Annotated in this window: 17 protein-coding genes; 13 read left to right on the top strand and 4 right to left on the bottom strand. The window is 72.3% G+C overall.

The window, feature by feature from the left end; all coding sequences use genetic code 11:
* The first annotated feature begins 37 nt into the window (after positions 1 to 37).
* The 8 genes from D450_RS0109025 to D450_RS0108990 all read left to right on the top strand — a co-directional run bounded on the left by D450_RS0109025 (position 38) and on the right by D450_RS0108990 (position 6792).
* The gene (locus D450_RS0109025; protein ID WP_017538342.1) at positions 38 to 577 is read left to right on the top strand and encodes a F0F1 ATP synthase subunit B; all 540 of its coding nucleotides are present in this window, start codon (positions 38 to 40) and stop codon (positions 575 to 577) included.
* Positions 577 to 1383 carry a F0F1 ATP synthase subunit delta gene (locus D450_RS0109020; RefSeq protein ID WP_017538341.1) on the top strand — a complete coding sequence of 269 codons (807 nt, stop codon included), beginning with the start codon at positions 577 to 579 and terminating at the stop codon, positions 1381 to 1383. Before D450_RS0109025 ends, D450_RS0109020 begins: the two co-directional genes overlap by 1 nt.
* Before the next feature lie 77 nt (positions 1384 to 1460).
* A complete protein-coding gene (gene atpA / locus D450_RS0109015) occupies positions 1461 to 3101 on the top strand; it encodes a F0F1 ATP synthase subunit alpha (protein WP_017538340.1) in 1641 nt (546 codons plus the stop codon).
* A gap of 4 nt (positions 3102 to 3105) precedes the next feature.
* Positions 3106 to 4017: a F0F1 ATP synthase subunit gamma gene (locus D450_RS0109010; RefSeq protein ID WP_017538339.1), complete on the top strand. Its 912-nt coding sequence runs from the start codon at positions 3106 to 3108 to the stop codon at positions 4015 to 4017.
* Between the two features lie 9 nt (positions 4018 to 4026).
* Complete coding sequence (gene atpD / locus D450_RS0109005; protein ID WP_017538338.1) at positions 4027 to 5472, top strand: F0F1 ATP synthase subunit beta; 1446 nt, start codon at positions 4027 to 4029, stop codon at positions 5470 to 5472.
* A gap of 88 nt (positions 5473 to 5560) precedes the next feature.
* The gene (locus D450_RS0109000; RefSeq protein WP_017538337.1) at positions 5561 to 5971 is read left to right on the top strand and encodes a F0F1 ATP synthase subunit epsilon; all 411 of its coding nucleotides are present in this window, start codon (positions 5561 to 5563) and stop codon (positions 5969 to 5971) included.
* A 31-nt stretch (positions 5972 to 6002) separates the two neighbouring features.
* A complete protein-coding gene (locus tag D450_RS0108995) occupies positions 6003 to 6458 on the top strand; it encodes a DUF2550 domain-containing protein (protein ID WP_017538336.1) in 456 nt (151 codons plus the stop codon).
* 40 nt (positions 6459 to 6498) lie between these two features.
* Entirely contained in the window at positions 6499 to 6792 is a 294-nt protein-coding gene (locus tag D450_RS0108990) for an MTH1187 family thiamine-binding protein (protein ID WP_083932588.1), read from the top strand.
* Here D450_RS0108990 and D450_RS0108985 read toward each other — a convergent pair.
* Together D450_RS0108985 and D450_RS0108980 are read right to left on the bottom strand one after the other, a co-directional pair.
* Positions 6789 to 7394: a cob(I)yrinic acid a,c-diamide adenosyltransferase gene (locus tag D450_RS0108985; protein ID WP_017538334.1), complete on the bottom strand. Its 606-nt coding sequence runs from the start codon at positions 7392 to 7394 to the stop codon at positions 6789 to 6791. The two genes, D450_RS0108990 and D450_RS0108985, sit on opposite strands and share 4 nt — an antisense overlap.
* Positions 7395 to 7772: 378 nt before the next feature.
* Positions 7773 to 9317, bottom strand: a complete 1545-nt coding sequence (locus D450_RS0108980) for a M28 family peptidase (protein WP_017538333.1) — start codon at positions 9315 to 9317, stop codon at positions 7773 to 7775.
* Positions 9318 to 9642: 325 nt separating this feature from the next.
* On the opposite strand from D450_RS0108980, the gene gdhA reads away from it, so the two are divergent.
* On the top strand, positions 9643 to 10995 hold the full coding sequence (gene gdhA, locus D450_RS0108975) for an NADP-specific glutamate dehydrogenase (RefSeq protein ID WP_017538332.1): 1353 nt from the start codon (positions 9643 to 9645) through the stop codon (positions 10993 to 10995).
* A 131-nt stretch (positions 10996 to 11126) separates the two neighbouring features.
* Here gdhA and nucS read toward each other — a convergent pair whose 3' ends face one another.
* Positions 11127 to 11804, bottom strand: coding sequence for an endonuclease NucS (nucS, locus tag D450_RS0108970; RefSeq protein ID WP_026124475.1), 678 nt, complete (start codon positions 11802 to 11804; stop codon positions 11127 to 11129).
* Positions 11805 to 11985: 181 nt separating this feature from the next.
* On the opposite strand from nucS, the gene D450_RS0108965 reads away from it, so the two are divergent.
* Positions 11986 to 12366 (top strand): SCO5389 family protein, encoded by a 381-nt coding sequence (locus tag D450_RS0108965; RefSeq protein WP_017538330.1) that lies wholly within the window; start codon positions 11986 to 11988, stop codon positions 12364 to 12366.
* A 36-nt stretch (positions 12367 to 12402) separates the two neighbouring features.
* Here D450_RS0108965 and D450_RS0108960 read toward each other — a convergent pair whose 3' ends face one another.
* Positions 12403 to 13416, bottom strand: coding sequence for an LLM class flavin-dependent oxidoreductase (locus D450_RS0108960; RefSeq protein WP_017538329.1), 1014 nt, complete (start codon positions 13414 to 13416; stop codon positions 12403 to 12405).
* Positions 13417 to 13486: 70 nt separating this feature from the next.
* Here D450_RS0108960 and D450_RS0108955 point away from each other — a divergent pair, with 70 nt between their 5' ends.
* From D450_RS0108955 to D450_RS0108945, 3 genes are read left to right on the top strand one after another with little or no spacing between them, the layout of a single operon-like run.
* Positions 13487 to 14686 carry a 3-hydroxyacyl-CoA dehydrogenase gene (locus D450_RS0108955; protein WP_017538328.1) on the top strand — a complete coding sequence of 400 codons (1200 nt, stop codon included), beginning with the start codon at positions 13487 to 13489 and terminating at the stop codon, positions 14684 to 14686.
* A gap of 55 nt (positions 14687 to 14741) precedes the next feature.
* Entirely contained in the window at positions 14742 to 15038 is a 297-nt protein-coding gene (locus D450_RS0108950; protein WP_017538327.1) for a hypothetical protein, read from the top strand.
* A 33-nt stretch (positions 15039 to 15071) separates the two neighbouring features.
* On the top strand, positions 15072 to 15806 hold the full coding sequence (locus D450_RS0108945; RefSeq protein ID WP_017538326.1) for an alpha/beta hydrolase: 735 nt from the start codon (positions 15072 to 15074) through the stop codon (positions 15804 to 15806).
* The last annotated feature ends 261 nt before the right edge of the window (positions 15807 to 16067 follow it).

Genomic DNA, 16067 nt, shown 5'->3' with positions numbered 1-16067 from the left:
AGCTGACTCAAACGCGACTTCGAAGGAGATGCCAGCCATGATCGAATTGGCTGCGGAAGAGAACATCCTGCGCATCCACTGGGATGAGTTCGTCTTCGGCTCCATCGCCTTCCTCATCATCTTGGGCGTCGTCTACAAGATGTGGCCCAAGCTGACCTCGGCTCTGGACGAGCGTGCCAACCAGATCGAGGGTGGCATCGAGCGTGCGAAGAAGGCCGAGGCGGAGGCGGAGGAGATCCGCCAGCAGTACCGGGAGAAGCTCGACGAGGCGCACCGCCAGTACGCCGCAGAGCTGGAGAAGGCCAAGGAGCAGCGCGCCGCCATCATCGCCGAGGCGCGGGACGAGGCCCAGGCCGAGTCCCGCCGCATCATCGAGGCGGCGCACCAGCAGATCGAGGCCGACCGGCAGCACGCCCTGGCGCAGCTGCGCACCGAGATCGGGACCCTGTCCACGGACCTGGCCTCCCGCATCGTCGGTGAGTCGCTGAACGACAGCGGGGTGCAGAGCCGGGTGGTCGACCGGTTCCTGGAGGAGCTGGAGCAGGCCGAGGGCGCTGACCGGGCCGAGGTGCGCTGATGCGTGGGATCAGCCGCACCTCCCTGGAAGAGGTGACCCGGCGCCTGGACGCCATCCTCCCCTCGGCGAACGCCGCCACGCTGGGGCACGAGCTCTTCGAGGTCGTGTCCCTCTTCGAGGACCAGCGTTCGCTCCGCCGGTCGCTGGCCGACCAGGCCACCGACGCCGACGCCAAGTCGGAGCTGATCGGCGGGCTGCTGGAGTCCAAGGTGTCGCCGTCCACGGTCCTCGTGGTCGGCGACATCGTCCGGGCCAAGTGGTCCCGTCCGCGCGACCTGGTCGACGCCACCGAGCGGATGGCGGTCTACGCCGTCGCCGCCGGCGCCGAGGGGTCCCGGCTCGACGAGCTGGAGGACGAGCTCTTCCGGTTCGAGCGGATCGTCGAAGCCCAGCCGGACCTGCGCGCGGCGCTCACCCGCGAGGGCGTGGCCGCCGAGCACAAGCGGACCCTGGTGGAGAACCTGCTCTCGGGCAAGGTCAGCGCCCCCTCGCTGACTCTGATCACCGAGGCCGTCACCCGGCCGCGCGGCCGTACCCTGGAACAGGGACTGCAGCACTTCGGACAGGTCGTCGCCGAGCGCGCCCGGCGGTTCATCGCCGTGGTGCGCACCGCGGCGCCGCTCAGCCAGGCCCAGCAGGACCGGCTGGCCGCGGTGCTCACCCGCACCTACGGCCGGGACATCCACCTCAACATCGAGGTCGTCCCCGAGCTCGTCGGAGGCCTGTCCATCCGGGTGGGCGACGAGGTCATCGACGGCAGCGTCGCCGGGCGGCTCGCGGAGGTCCGCCGCCGCCTGGCCGGCTGAAACGACGGATACACGCAACGCAAGACGCACGGCGCCGGGCTAAGCGGCGCCACTTCGAGAGCAAGGACATACCTGAGATGGCGGAGCTGACGATCCGGCCGGAGGAGATCCGGAACGCGCTGCAGCGCTTCGTCCAGTCGTACGAGCCCGACGCCGCCGCGCGCGAGGAGGTCGGTACCGTCACCAGCGCTGGTGACGGCACCGCCCGTATCGGTGGCCTTCCCTCGGCGATGGCGAACGAGCTGCTCGAATTCGAGGACGGCACGCTGGGCCTTGCCCTGAACCTGGAGATCGGCGAGATCGGCGCCATCGTCCTGGGCGACTTCACCGGCATCGAGGAGGGCCAGACGGTGCGCCGCACCGGCCGGGTCCTGTCGGTGCCGGTGGGCGACGGCTTCCTGGGCCGCGTCGTCGACCCGATGGGCCGCCCGATCGACGGCCAGGGCGAGATCGAGACGACCGAGCGCCGTGAGCTTGAACTGCAGGCCCCCTCCGTGATGCAGCGGCAGCCGGTCGGCGAGCCGATGCAGACCGGGATCAAGGCCATCGACTCGATGACCCCGGTCGGCCGCGGCCAGCGCCAGCTGGTCATCGGCGACCGGCAGACCGGCAAGACCGCGGTCTGCATCGACACGATCATCAACCAGAAGGCCAACTGGGAGTCCGGGGACCCGGACAAGCAGGTGCGCTGCATCTACGTCGCGGTGGGGCAGAAGGGCTCGACCATCGCCGGCGTGAAGGGCGCCCTGGAGGAGGCCGGGGCGATGGAGTACACCACCATCGTCGCCGCCCCCGCCTCCGACCCGGCCGGCTTCAAGTACATCGCCCCTTACACCGGATCGGCCATCGGCCAGCACTGGATGTACGAGGGCAAGCACGTCCTGATCGTCTTCGACGACCTGACCAAGCAGGCCGAGGCCTACCGCGCCGTGTCCCTGCTGCTGCGCCGTCCGCCGGGCCGTGAGGCCTACCCGGGCGACGTGTTCTACCTGCACTCCCGCCTGCTGGAGCGGTGCGCCAAGCTCTCCGACGAGATGGGCGCGGGCTCGATGACCGGCCTGCCGATCATCGAGACCAAGGCCAACGACGTGTCGGCCTACATCCCGACCAACGTCATCTCGATCACCGACGGCCAGGTCTTCCTGGAGTCGGACCTGTTCAACCAGGGCCAGCGCCCCGCCATCAACGTCGGTGTGTCCGTCTCCCGTGTGGGCGGCTCCGCGCAGACCAAGGCGATGAAGAAGGTCAGCGGTTCGCTGCGGCTGGGCCTGGCCCAGTACCGCGAGCTGGAGGCCTTCGCCGCGTTCGGCTCGGACCTGGACGCCGTCTCCAAGCAGCAGCTGGAGCGCGGCCAGCGGCTCATGGAGCTGCTGCGCCAGGGCCAGTACGAGCCGCTGGCCATGGAGAAGGAGGTCGTCTCCATCTGGGCGGGCACCACCGGCCAGATCGACGACGTCCCGGTCGAGGACGTGCGCCGCTTCGAGGCGGACTTCCACGACTACCTGGCCCGCGAGCACGCCGGGGTGCTGGACACCATCCGTGAGAGCGGCAAGTTCGAGGACGAGACCGAGGCCACGCTCAAGGAGGCGGTCACCGCCTTCAAGCAGACCTTCCAGACCTCCGCCGGCTCCATCCTGGGCTCGGAGGACGCCGAGGCGCTGGGCGAGGACGAGGTCGGCCAGGAGTCCGTCAAGGTCGCCAAGAGCTCCGGGAAGTAGCCGAATGGGAGCACAGCTTCGCATCTACCGCCGGAGGATCCGCGCCACCAAGTCGACGGCGAAGATCACCCAGGCGATGGAGCTGATCGCCACCACCCGCATCTCCAAGGCGCAGCGGGCCGTCGAGGCGGCCCGCCCCTACGCCAAGGAGATCACGCGGGCGGTCGCCGCGGTGGCCGGGCGCGTCAGCGACCACCCCCTGCTCACCGAGTCGGAGAACCCGACCCGGGCGGCGGTGCTGGTGGTCACCAGCGACAAGGGGCTGGCCGGTGCCTACACGGCCAACGCCATCAAGGAGGCCGAGGCCCTCACCGCCCTGCTCCAGGAGCAGGGCAAGGAGGTCGTCACCTACATGGTCGGCCGCAAGGGCGTGGGCTACTTCCGGTTCCGGGAGCGCCCCTTGGAGCGCGAGTGGGAGGGCATCACCGAGCGCCCCTCCTACCTGCAGGCCAAGGAGATCGGCGACGCCCTCATGGAGCGGTTCACCCAGGACACCTCCGAGGGCGGCGTGGACGAGATCCACATCGTCTCGACCGAGTTCGTCTCCATGCTGACCCAGAAGGCGTCCGCGCGCCGGGCGCTGCCGCTGGAGCTGGAGGAGGCCGGGCCCGAGGAGATCGAGGAGCACTACGGGGGTCCGCTCCCGCTCTACGAGTTCGAGCCCTCCGCCGAGGAGGCCCTCGACCAGCTGCTTCCGCAGTACGTGACGAACCGGATCTACTTCGCCCTCCTTGAGTCGGCGGCCTCCCAGTGGGCCTCGCGCCGCAACGCCATGAAGGCGGCCACCGACAACGCCGAAGAGCTTGTCAAGACCTTGACCCGCCAGGCCAACCAGGCCCGCCAGGCGGAGATCACGAACGAGATCAGCGAGATCGTCGGCGGTGCCGACGCCCTCGCCGCATCCAGCGGGGAGTGAGTAAGGAAAGTGACTGCGACAGTTGAAGGGACCGCCGCCGAGGCGGGGCAGGCCACGGGGCGCATCGCCCGCGTCACCGGCCCGGTCGTCGACGTGGAGTTCCCCGTCGGCTCCCTGCCGGAGATCTACAACGCCCTGAAGACCGACGTCGTCGTCGGCGGCGAGGAGCGCACCGTCACCCTGGAGGTCGCCCAGCACCTGGGGGACAACCTGGTGCGCTGCGTCAGCCTGGCCCCGCAGGACGGCATGGTCCGCGGCGCGGAGGTGCGCGACACCGGCGAGCCGATCAGCGTCCCCGTCGGGGACGTGGTCAAGGGCCACGTCTTCAACACCCTGGGCGAGTCCCTGGACGTGCCGACCTCGGAGCTGAAGGTCTCCGAGCGCTGGCCGATCCACCGCAAGGCGCCCGACTTCGACCAGCTCGAGTCCAAGACCGAGATGATGGTCACCGGCATCAAGGTCATCGACCTGCTGACGCCCTACGTGCGCGGCGGCAAGATCGGCCTGTTCGGCGGCGCCGGTGTGGGCAAGACGGTGCTCATCCAGGAGATGATCACCCGTATCGCCCGCAACTTCGGCGGTGTGTCGGTGTTCGCCGGCGTCGGCGAGCGCACCCGTGAGGGCACCGACCTGTTCCTGGAGATGGACGAGATGGAGGTCCTCCAGGACACCGCGCTCGTCTTCGGCCAGATGGACGAGCCCCCGGGCACCCGTCTGCGGGTCGCCCTGTCGGCGCTGACCATGGCGGAGTACTTCCGCGATGTGCAGAAGCAGGACGTGCTGCTGTTCATCGACAACATCTTCCGCTTCACCCAGGCCGGCCAGGAGGTCTCGACCCTGCTGGGCCGCATGCCCTCGGCCGTGGGCTACCAGCCCAACCTGGCCGACGAGATGGGCCAGCTGCAGGAGCGCATCACCTCCACCCGCGGCCACTCGATCACCTCGATGCAGGCGATCTACGTGCCCGCGGACGACTACACCGACCCGGCGCCGGCCACCACGTTCGCCCACCTGGACGCGACGACCGAGCTCTCCCGCCCGATCTCGCAGAAGGGCATCTACCCGGCGGTGGACCCGCTGGCCTCCACCTCGCGCATCCTCGACCCGCAGTACGTGGGGCAGGAGCACTACGACGTGGCCCAGCGCGTCAAGGAGATCCTGCAGCGCAACAACGACCTGCAGGACCAGATCGCCATCCTCGGTATCGACGAGCTGTCCGAAGAGGACAAGATCATCGTGAACCGGGCGCGGCGCCTGGAGCGCTTCCTGTCGCAGAACATGTTCGTCGCCGAGAAGTTCACCGGCAACCCGGGCGTGTTCGTGCCGCTGGAGGAGACCATCGCCTCCTTCAAGGCCCTGTGCGACGGCGAGTACGACCACCTGCCCGAGCAGGCCTTCCTGGACGTCGGCAACATCGAGATGGCCGTCGAGAAGGCCAAGGCGCTGCAGGGCTAGACGCTGCAGGGCTGAGGCGTCCGCGCCGGGCGGGCCCGCTTGGGCCCGCCCGGCGCGGATCCGCCCGCGGACGAAGGAGTTTGTGGCAGTGTCGAAGAGGCTTTTCGTCGAGATCGTCTCCCCGGAGCGCGAGCTGTGGGCGGGCGAGGGCGACATGGTCATCGCCAAGACGGTCGACGGCGAGTTCGGTGTGCAGCCCGGGCACACCCCGGTGCTGGCGCTGCTGGCCGCCGGGTCGGTGGTCCGGGTGGTCGGCGGCCGGGAGACCGGCGAGGTGCGGGCCGCGGTGCACGGCGGCTTCCTGTCGGTCACCGACGACAGCCGGGTCTCCATCCTCGCCGAGGTCGCCGAGCTGGCCGAAGAGGTCGACGTCGACCGGGCCAAGCGGGCGCTGGAGGAGACCGAGTCCGGCGGGGTGTCCCCGGAGGACACCGAGGCCCAGGAGCGGGCCGCGCGGGCGCGCAGCCGCCTGGCGGCGGCCGGCACGGACGCGGCCTGACGGCGGACGGGGCGCGCGCAGTGGGGGAGCGGTGACCGGGGTGCAGATCGCCGAGTGGTCGTTGTTCGTCCTGCTGGCCGCGGCCCTGGCCGCCGTGGCGGCGGTGGCCGTGCGCCGCTACGCCCTGGAGCGGCGGGGCGGCGCCGTCGAGTGCTACCTGCGCCCCTACGGGGGCGGCCCCTGGCGTATCGGACTGGGGCGGTACGGGAGCGGAGCGCTCCACTGGTACCGGGTCCTGTCCCTGTGGCCGCGGCCGGCAGCGACGCTGCCGCGCCGCGGCCTCGTCGTTGTGGGCCGCCGTTCGCCCGACACCGGCGACCTGGCCGAGATCACCTCCGACATGGCCGTGGTCCAGCTCGGCTGGACCGGCCCGGACGGCGCCGACCCCGAGGAGCCCGGCTACGAGCTGGCCATGGGCAGGGCGGCGCTGACCGGCTTCCTGTCCTGGCTGGAGTCGATGCCCCCCGGGACGCACTGGCAGGAGTAGGGTCACGGTTGAGCGGCGCCCGCCCGGTTAGGGTTGGGGCATGATCGTCGCATTCTCAGTGAGCCCGATGGGCGAGGGGGAGTCGGTGGCTCCCGCGGTCGCCCGCGCCGTGCGCGTGGTCCGCGAGAGCGGGCTGCCCAACCGCACCGATGCCATGTTCACCACCGTCGAAGGCGAGTGGGACGAGGTCATGGACGTCGTCAAACGGGCGGTGGAGGCCGCCGGCGAGGGGGCGTCCCGGGTGAGCATGACCCTCAAGGCCGACATCCGCGACGGCGTCACCGACGGCCTGACCGAGAAGATCGCGGCCGTCGAGCGCGAGCTGGGGGACTAGCGCTCGCCTCCGGGCTTCCAGAGCACCTCGCCGCCGTCGCGGCCCAGGTACCGGCACAGCACGAACAGCAGGTCGGACAGGCGGTTGAGGTAGCGCGCGGTGAGCGGGTTGACGCCGCCCTCACCGGTCCCGTGCTCCTCGATCGCCGCCCAGGCCGACCGCTCGGCCCGGCGGGCCACCACACGCGCCGTGTGCATCAGGGCGACCCCGGGGGCGCCCCCGGGCAGGATGAAGCTGCGCAGGGTCGGCAGCTCGGCGTTGTAGGCGTCGCAGGCCTCCTCCAGGCGGGTGATGGAGGCCTCCTCGATCCGGAGCGGGGGGAACTCCGGGTTCTCCACCAGGGGCGCGGACAGGTCCGCCCCCAGGTCGAACATCTCGTTCTGTACGTGCCCGAGCAGGGCGCGCACGTCGTCGGGGACCTCCCCGAACGCCAGCGCGGTCCCGATGGCCGCGTTGGCCTCCTCGACGTCGGCGTAGGCCGCGATGCGCAGGTCCGTCTTCGGGGCGCGGCTCATGTCGCCCAGGCGGGTCTGGCCGCCGTCGCCGCCGCGCGTGTAGATCGTGGAGAGCACGACCGGTTTGTCGGTGTCCTTCTTGGTCATGGCCCCACCCTAGAGGGCATCGCCTCGGGTAACCGTTCGGCAACGGGGGGTTATGGGCCCGGGGCGGCGCTGATACCGTGTGAAACACGCAACGCACGGAGCGTAGTCGATCGGTGCCGAGGGGGACACCGTCGACCGGGTGAGGCTCCGGGGGCCATCCGGTAGAGGCCGCGCCGGCACGGAGGGGACGTGCCCGGGAGGGGCGGCCGGAGCGGTTCGGGCGGGCGGCGCGGGTCGGGGGGCCCGCCGCCCGCCCGGATCCTCGGCCGGTGGGCCCCGGCCGCCCGAGAGCCCCGTGCCGCGGACGCGGCGGAGCCCGCCGAGGGGAAGTCCCCGGCGGGCTCCGTTACCGTCGTGCCGTTCCGGTCGGCGCGGTCCCTACTGGACCCACATGTCGCCCACGCGGTGCCGCTCCTGGCTCTGCGTGGCCGAGAAGGAGCGGATCTTGCCGTTGACCGGCAGGGTCGACTCGGAGAAGGTCTGCACCGAGTGCGCCAGTCCCCCGGAGAGGATGTCGACCGCGTCCCAGTCGATGTTGGTGATGTCGTCGGCCTCGGTGTGGTAGTTCGGGTCGAACGTCTCACCGGCGGTGCCGCCCCAGTGCCCGGCCTGCTCCTCGGTCTTGACCGCGTCGCCGCCGCTGAACAGGCCGCCGACCGGGACGCCGGCGTCGAGGAACGGCGCGTGGTCCGAGCGGCGCCCCAGCACCGTGGGCTCGGTGTGGTGGCCCTGGTCGGCGAAGTAGTCCTCGAAGGTCTTCTGGATCGCGCCCGAGCCCGAGGGGGCGGGCAGCGAGTCCGGCAGCTCGCCGCGGCCGTCGTAGACGAGCAGGCCGTAGTTGGGCGAGCCGATCATGTCGAAGTTGAGGTACAGCCCGATGTGGTCGAGCTTCTTCTCCGACAGCCCCGCCACGTACTCGGTGGAGCCGATCAGGCCCTGCTCCTCGGTGCCCCACCAGGCGAAGCGCACGTTGTTCTTGGGCTTGTCCTCCAGCTCGGGGAACCGCAGGGCGGTCTCCAGCAGCGCGGCCGAGCCGCTGCCGTTGTCGTTGATCCCGGCGCCCTCGGGGACGCTGTCCAGGTGGGCGCCGGCGACCACCGTGTTGTCCTTCGCCCCGCCCTTGGCGTCGGCGATGATGTTGTAGGAGGTCTCGGTCACCACGCTGGCGTCCACGACGACCCGCAGCTCCAGGCCGTCGGTCGCGACGAGCTCCTCGCCGACCTCCAGGCTGGTGCTCAGCGCGGGGATCTCGCTCTCGGAGCCGAGCGTGCCGTAGAACAGCTCGGTGGTCTCCGGGTCGTCGGGGTCGCTGCCGCTGTTGAAGACCACGGTCGCCGCCGCGCCCGCGTCGGCGGCGTTCTGCGTCTTCTGCGCGAAGCTGCACTCCCCGCGCCGGATCACCGCCACGGCGCCCTCGGGGAAGCCGTCGAACTGGCCGGCCTCGCACCCGCTGTTCGCGGCGTCGGGGGCGACCGGGACGCCCGGGGCGGTCACGTCCCCGCCCGCGGAGTACGTCATCGGCGCGTACTCGGTGTCCTCGGTGTAGGTGTAGGAGTCCGGCGCGGTGCGGGCGAACTCGGCGTCGGAGTGCTGCTGCCACAGCGAGTACTCGTACTCGTTCTTCTTGGGCTTGTAGCCCGCCTGCTCCAGCTGGTCGATGACGTAGCTCGCGGCCACGTCGTAGCCCGGGGTGCTGGTGGCGCGGTTGCCGCCGTTGTAGTCCGCGATGGTCTGGAGGTTCTCCAGGTGGCCGCGGACCGCGTCGGTGGTCACCAGCTCGTCCAGGCCGGCCTCTCCGGCCGCGGCGGGGGAGGCCGGGGCCAGGCCCAGCGCGACGGCGGCCGCGAGGCCGACGCCTCCGGCGGCCGCACGGCGCAGCGCGGGGACGCGGCGGGGGGATGGGGATGAATGGGTTCTGCGCACGGAACGTCCTCCTGTCGGTCCCGCCCCGGGGATGGAGGGGCGGGCGCGAACGGTGCGAGCTCGCGTGCAGCCTGTCACCGGGCCGCCCGAGGGGCAAGAAATCGGACGGCCCGTTGCCACATTCAGCCACAGGGGTTACAGATGCGCCCCGATCCGTGCTGTGATGGTCGGTTTCGTCTCACTCCGGGGCGGCCGGGGGGACGCCCGGCGGGGGCGGGGCGGCGGGGCCTACCATCGACCGAGGGTGCGCCCGTTCCGCCGGTGTCGTCGGAGCCGTCGGGCGCCTCCCGGGACTGCCAGACGGCGAACGTATGCGGAGGCACGCATGGCGGCGACCCTCGACCGCGACATCGAACCCCTCTACCAGGAGATCCTGCGGCGCAACCCTGGTGAGGGGGAGTTCCACCAGGCCGTGCACGAGGTGTTGGAGACCCTCGGCCCGGTGCTGGCCCGGCGCCCGGAGTTCGCCGAGGCCCGGCTGGTGGAGCGGATCGCCGAGCCCGAGCGGCAGGTGATCTTCCGCGTCCCCTGGACCGACGACGCCGGGCGGGTGCAGGTGAACCGCGGCTTCCGGGTGGAGTTCAACAGCGCTCTGGGCCCCTACAAGGGCGGCCTGCGGTTCCACCCGTCGGTGAACCTGGGGATCGTCAAGTTCCTCGGCTTCGAGCAGATCTTCAAGAACGCCCTGACCGGCATGGCCATCGGGGGCGGCAAGGGCGGCAGCGACTTCGACCCCAAGGGGCGGTCCGACGCCGAGGTCATGCGGTTCTGCCAGTCCTTCATGACCGAGCTCTACCGCCACCTGGGCGACCGGACCGACGTCCCCGCGGGCGACATCGGCGTGGGCGGCCGGGAGATCGGCTACCTGTTCGGGCAGTACCGGCGGATCACCAACCGCTTCGAGGCGGGCGTACTGACCGGCAAGGGCCTGGACTGGGGCGGGTCGCAGGTGCGCACCGAGGCCACCGGGTACGGCTGCGTGCTCTTCACCAAGGAGATGCTGCGCATGCGCGGCGCGGACCTGGAGGGGATGCGGGTGGCGGTCTCCGGGTCGGGCAATGTCGCGGTCTACGCCGCGGAGAAGGCCCAGCAGCTCGGGGCGACGGTGGTCACCGCCTCCGACTCGGGCGGCTATGTCGTGGACGACAAGGGCATCGACCTCGACCTGCTCAAGCAGGTCAAGCTGGTCGAGCGCGGCCGCCTGTCCGAGTACGCCGAGCGGCGCGGCGGCGAGGCCCGGCACGTGCCCGGCGGCCGGGTCTGGGAGGTGCCCTGCGACGTGGCGCTGCCGTGCGCCACCCAGAACGAGCTCACCGCGGCCGACGCGCGCACCCTGGTCGCGGGCGGGGTGCGGGCGGTGGCCGAGGGCGCCAACATGCCGACCACACCGGAGGGCGTCGCCGTCTTCCAGGAGGCCGGGGTGGCCTTCGGCCCGGGCAAGGCGGCCAACGCCGGCGGGGTGGCCACCAGTGCCCTGGAGATGCAGCAGAACGCCGCCCGGGAGGAGTGGACGTTCGCACGGGCGGAGGAGCGGTTGACCGCGGTGATGCGCTCGGTGCACGACTCCTGCCACGCCACCGCCGAGCGCTACGGCCGGCCCGGCGACTACGTGGCCGGCGCCAACATCGCCGGCTTCGAGCGGGTGGCCGAGGCGATGCTGGCCCAGGGCCTCATCTGAGCCCGCGGCCTTCCTGAACAGGTTCGGCGTGACGAGAGCCCAGGCAAGGGGGCGGTCCTCTATCAGCCCGCGGGCGATGGAGGACCGGCCGTCCCCGGTCATGAACGTGCGCGCGCGGGGGCGGAACCGGCTCAGAACAGGCGGGGGGTGTCCGGCTCGATCCCGCGCAGCGCGTCGTAGTCCAGGGTCAGGCAGCCGATCCCGCGGTCGGTGGCCAGCACCCGGGCCTGGGGCTTGATCTCCTGGGCCGCGAAGACGCCCCGCACCGGCTTGAGCGCCGGGTCCCGGTTGAGCAGCTCCAGGTACCGGGTGAGCTGCTCCACGCCGTCGATGTCGCCGCGCCGCTTGAGCTCCACGGCCACGGTCCCGCCGTCGCCGTCCCGGCACAGGATGTCCACCGGCCCGATCGCGGTGGGGTACTCCCGGCGGATCAGCGTGTAGCCCTCGCCCAGGGTGGTGATGTGCTCGGCGAGCAGCTCCTGCAGGTGCGCCTCCACGCCGTCCTTCTGCAGTCCCGGGTCGGGGCCCAGCTCGTGCGAGCTGTCGTGCAGCACCTCGGCGATGCGCAGCACCAGCTTCTCGCCGGACTTGCCGTGCGTGACCGTCCAGACGTCCGTGCCGTCCTCGTCCGTGCCCTCGCGCACCGTGCACGGCGGGTTCATCCAGTTCAGCGGCTTGAAGGCGCGGTCGTCGGCGTGCACCGAGACCGAGCCGTCGGCCTTGAACAGCACGAGCCGGGGGGCCATGGGCAGGTGGGCGGTGAGCCGGCCGACGTAGTCGACGCTGCACCGGGCGATCACGAGTCTCACGGGTCCCGATCCTAGCGGCGCCGCGGCACCGGATTCCCGGAATCCGGTGGCGCCGAACGACAATGAAAACTATTTTCATATGGCGGCCGGGGAAGCCATGTGTGGCCCCCGGGCCCCGTGACGCACCGTGGCACGGGGCTTACCGTCGCAACGACCTGCCTGACGAGAAGATGGGACATCCATGTCGCTGACGGTTCCTCAGGAACTTCTGGCCAAGGCCGAGCAGGGCGACGTCGAGGACGCGGACTTCATCGCCTGCATCCGCGAATCCCTGCCCTACGCCTGGTCCCTGGTGAGCGGCCTCGCCGCCCGCGTGGACGGCGAGGGCTTCGCGGCCAACGAGACCCCGCCGCCCGGTGAGGCCGAGCGCGGGCAGCTTCTGCGGATGGTGGCCAGCGACGCCATGCGCGCCGCCGTCGAGCGCCACTTCGGCATGCGGCTGGCCTTCCAGAACTGCCACCGCCTGGCCCTGTTCGCCCCCGGGGCCGACGCGGCCTACGACCGCTTCACCACCCCCCGCGCCCAGCTGCTGAACCAGTCGCCCGAACTGGTCGACTGCTAGCGGCCGCGCCTGCGGTCCGGCGGTGCGCGGCGCGGCTCAGGCCCCGCCGCGCACCGCCGGCAGCACCTCCTCGCCCAGCCGTGCGATGTTGCGCAGCACCGCCTCCTCCTCGCCGGCGCCCTCCACCAGCAGCATGAGCGCGTCGGCGCCGGTCGCCTCGGCCTGCTCGCGCAGCCGGCGCGCGCACTCCTCCGGGGACCCCACGGCGTGGGCGTCGCACAGGAACGCCGCATAGGCGTCGGGGTCCCGCTCGGCCCGGGGCCGCCCGTCCACCGTGGTGTAGCCCGCCAGCCCCGGCCCCAGCCACCGCGGCAGCGACTCCAGCATCACCTTGTGGGCCCGCTCCCGGGTGTCCTCCACGTGCGCCACCGAGGCCGCAACGTGCCCGCGCACCGGCGCCCCGCCCGCCCGCTCGCGCAGGCGGGCGTACTCGGCCAGCATCCGGGCCTGCTCCCCGGCGTCCTGGTGCATGCCGAGCATCACCGGCAGTCCCGCCTCGGCGGCCAGGCCCAGCGTCGCCTCCGAGGTCGCCGCCACCACCGCCTCCGGGTGCGGCGCGGTCCGCGGGCCCGGCACGATCTCCACCTCGCGGAAGCCGAACACCGCCCCGTCGGCGCGCATCGGCCCGCCGCGCAGCGCCCGCAGCAGCACCTCCAGGGACTCGCCGAACCCCCGCTCGTAGCGGTCCAGGCCGGTGCCGAACACCTCCAGGTCGACCCAGGGGCCGCCGCGCCCCACCCCCAGCACGAACCGGCCGCCGGAGACCTGGTCCAGCAGGTTGGCCTGCTCGGCCAGGGCCACCGGGTGGGCGGTGCTCAGCACGCTCACCGCGGTGCCCACCCGGACCGTGCGGGTGCGCCCCAGCACGAAGGCGGCCATCGCCACCGCCGAGGGGCACACCCCGTAGGACATGAAGTGGTGTTCGGCGAACCACACCTCGTCGAACCCCGCCCGCTCTGCGGCCTCGGCCGCCCGGGCCGCCGCCTCCAGGGTCGCGGTGTGGTCCCGGCCGGGGAACCCGGCCGCGGGAAGGAAGGCTCCGATGCGCATGGGGCCATTGTGGTGCGCCGCCGGGCCCCGCGGGGGCGGAACCACAGGACCACCGTTTAGTGTTGGCCCCATGGTGCAGGAATTCAACAAGGTCGGAGTGGTCGGGCTCGGCACGATGGGCGCGGGGATCGTCGAGGTCTTCGCCCGTGCCGGGTTCGCCGTCACCGGAGTCGAGATCGACGACGCCGCCGTCGAACGCGGGCGCGCCCACATCACCGGTTCGCTGGGCCGGGCGCGGGACAAGGGCAAGATCAGCCAGGAGGAGCACGACACCATCCTGGGGCGCATCGCGCTGACCACCGACCGAGAGCGGCTCGCCGACGCCGACTTCGCGGTGGAGGCCGTCCCCGAGCGCCTGGAGATCAAGCGCGACGTCTTCACCGACCTGGACCGGATCTGCCCGCCCGGCACGATCTTGGCCACCAACACCTCCTCGCTGTCGGTCACCGAGATCGCCGCGCTCACCGACCGCCCCTCCCTGGTGGTGGGGCTGCACTTCTTCAACCCCGCGCCGGTGATGAAGCTGGTCGAGGTGGTGACCACCCCCACCACCGACGCGCAGACCGCGGCGGTGGCCGAGGAGGTCGCCAAGCGCATCGGCAAGACCCCGGTCTGCGTGGGCGACCGCGCCGGGTTCGCCGCCAACGCCCTGCTCGTTCCCTACATCAACGACGCCGTCGCCGCCTACGAGCGCCGCCTGGCCTCCCGCGAGGAGATCGACGCGGCCATGACCGGCGCCGCCGGGCTGCCCATGGGCCCGCTCACCCTGGCCGACCTGGTCGGCCTGGACGTGTGCCTGGCCGTCATGGACGTGCTCTGGGAGGAGTTCCGCACCCCGCGCTACGCGGCCGCACCGCTGCTGCGCCGGATGGTCGCCGCCGGCCTGCTCGGCCGCAAGACCGGCCGCGGCTTCTACGCCTACGGCGACCAGCGCGAGGGCGAGGCCGGCCGGGCCGAGGAGCCGCCGCAGGGCCCCATCGCCGCCGAGCTGCGCGGGGGAGGGCTCGGCTTCGGCCTGGCCGACCTGCTGCTGGCCCCGCACATGGACGATGCGCTGCGCATGGTGGGCGACGGCTACGCCACCGCCGTTGACGTCGACACCGCCATGCGCTTCGGGTGCGGCTACCCCAAGGGCCCGGTCGAGCTGGCCGAGGAGCGCGGCGCCGCCGATGTGGACCGGGTGCTGCGCGCCGCGGCCGACGCCGGGCTCGCGTCCTACGCCCCCTCCCCGCTGACGGCCAAGGCGGCGCGGGAGAGCGGCCGGACGTGACCGGAACCGCAGGCCCAGGGGCCCCCGGGACTCCGGGGGCCCCTACCCTGGAAGGGTGAGCCCGCGCCGAAACACACCCCGCCGCAGAGGGGCGCCCGCCCGCGACGCCGACCCCGACGCCCTGATGCTGCGCGTCACCGGAGGACAGCGCCGGGAGACCGGGCCGGACGGGGAGTGGGTCACCCGGAGGATCAGCGGCGCCGCGGCCGCCAAGGCCTACCGCTGCCCCGGCTGCCACCAGGAGATCCCCCCGGGCATGCCGCACGTGGTCGCCTGGCGGCCCTACGGCGACGGGGAGGACCGCCGGCACTGGCACTCCTCCTGCTGGCAGCGGCGCACGCACCTGCGCTGAGACCCGCGCCGAGACCTGCGCTGAGAGGACCCCATGGAGATCCGCGCCACCACGGTGCTCCCCGCCGAGCGCCGTCCGATCACCCTGCACACCGCCGACGGCCTGGAGCTGGTCGGCGAGCTGGCGCTGCCCGAGGGCGGCGCCCCCGCCGCCACCCTGGTGTGCCTGCACCCGCTGCCCACCGCCGAGGGCATGATGGACAGCCACGTGCTGCGCAAGGCCTCCTTCCGGCTGCCGGCGCTGGCCGGCGTCGCGGTGCTGCGGTTCAACACCCGCGGCACCTCCTCGCGGCACGGCACCAGCCAGGGCGAGTTCGGCGAAGGCGAGACCGAGCGCTACGACGTGGCCGCGGCCATCGAGTACGCCGAGTTCGAGGGGCTGCCCCGGCCGTGGCTGCTGGGCTGGTCCTTCGGCACCGAGCTGGCCCTGAAGTGGGGGCGCGACCCCGAGGTGGAGGGTGCGGTGCTGCTCTCCCCGCCGCTGCACCGCGCCACCGGCGCCGACCTGGACGGCTGGGCGGAGTTCGGCCGCCCCCTGGTGGCGCTGGTGCCCGAGTTCGACGACTTCCTGCGCCCGGAGCAGGCCCGCGAGCGCTTCGCCCGGGTGCCCCAGGCCGAGGTGATCGGCGTACCGGGCGCCAAGCACCTGTGGGTGGGCGAGCCCTACGTGCGCACGGTCCTGGACGCCGTCGTCGAGCGCGTGGCGCCCAAGGCCCACCCCCTGCCCACCGAGTGGGACGGCCCGGCCGCCAAGGACACCGGCCTCTAGTAGTACTTCGTTAGGTTCCTGGTTTCTCTTTTCCCTGCCCGGTTCCGCCGTCCGCCCGGTTTGCCTGGTTCTCTCGTTGATCTCGGGAAAAACGACCCTTCCCGCCCGTTTTTAGGGTCGTTTTTCCCGAGATCAACGCGGAGCGCCCGGCGGCCTGCGGGCCGGCCGGGGCCGGTGAGCGGGGTGCCGGCCGCGTGGTCGTTGCCGCTGCCGGCGGACCGCGAGGGGCTTGGCGGACGGCAGCGCTGTGGGGCACGCCGC

Source organism: Nocardiopsis halophila DSM 44494, assembly GCF_000341245.1.
Classification (GTDB): Bacteria; Actinomycetota; Actinomycetes; order Streptosporangiales; family Streptosporangiaceae; genus Nocardiopsis_A; species Nocardiopsis_A halophila.
This window is presented reverse-complemented; position numbering and strand designations above follow the sequence as displayed.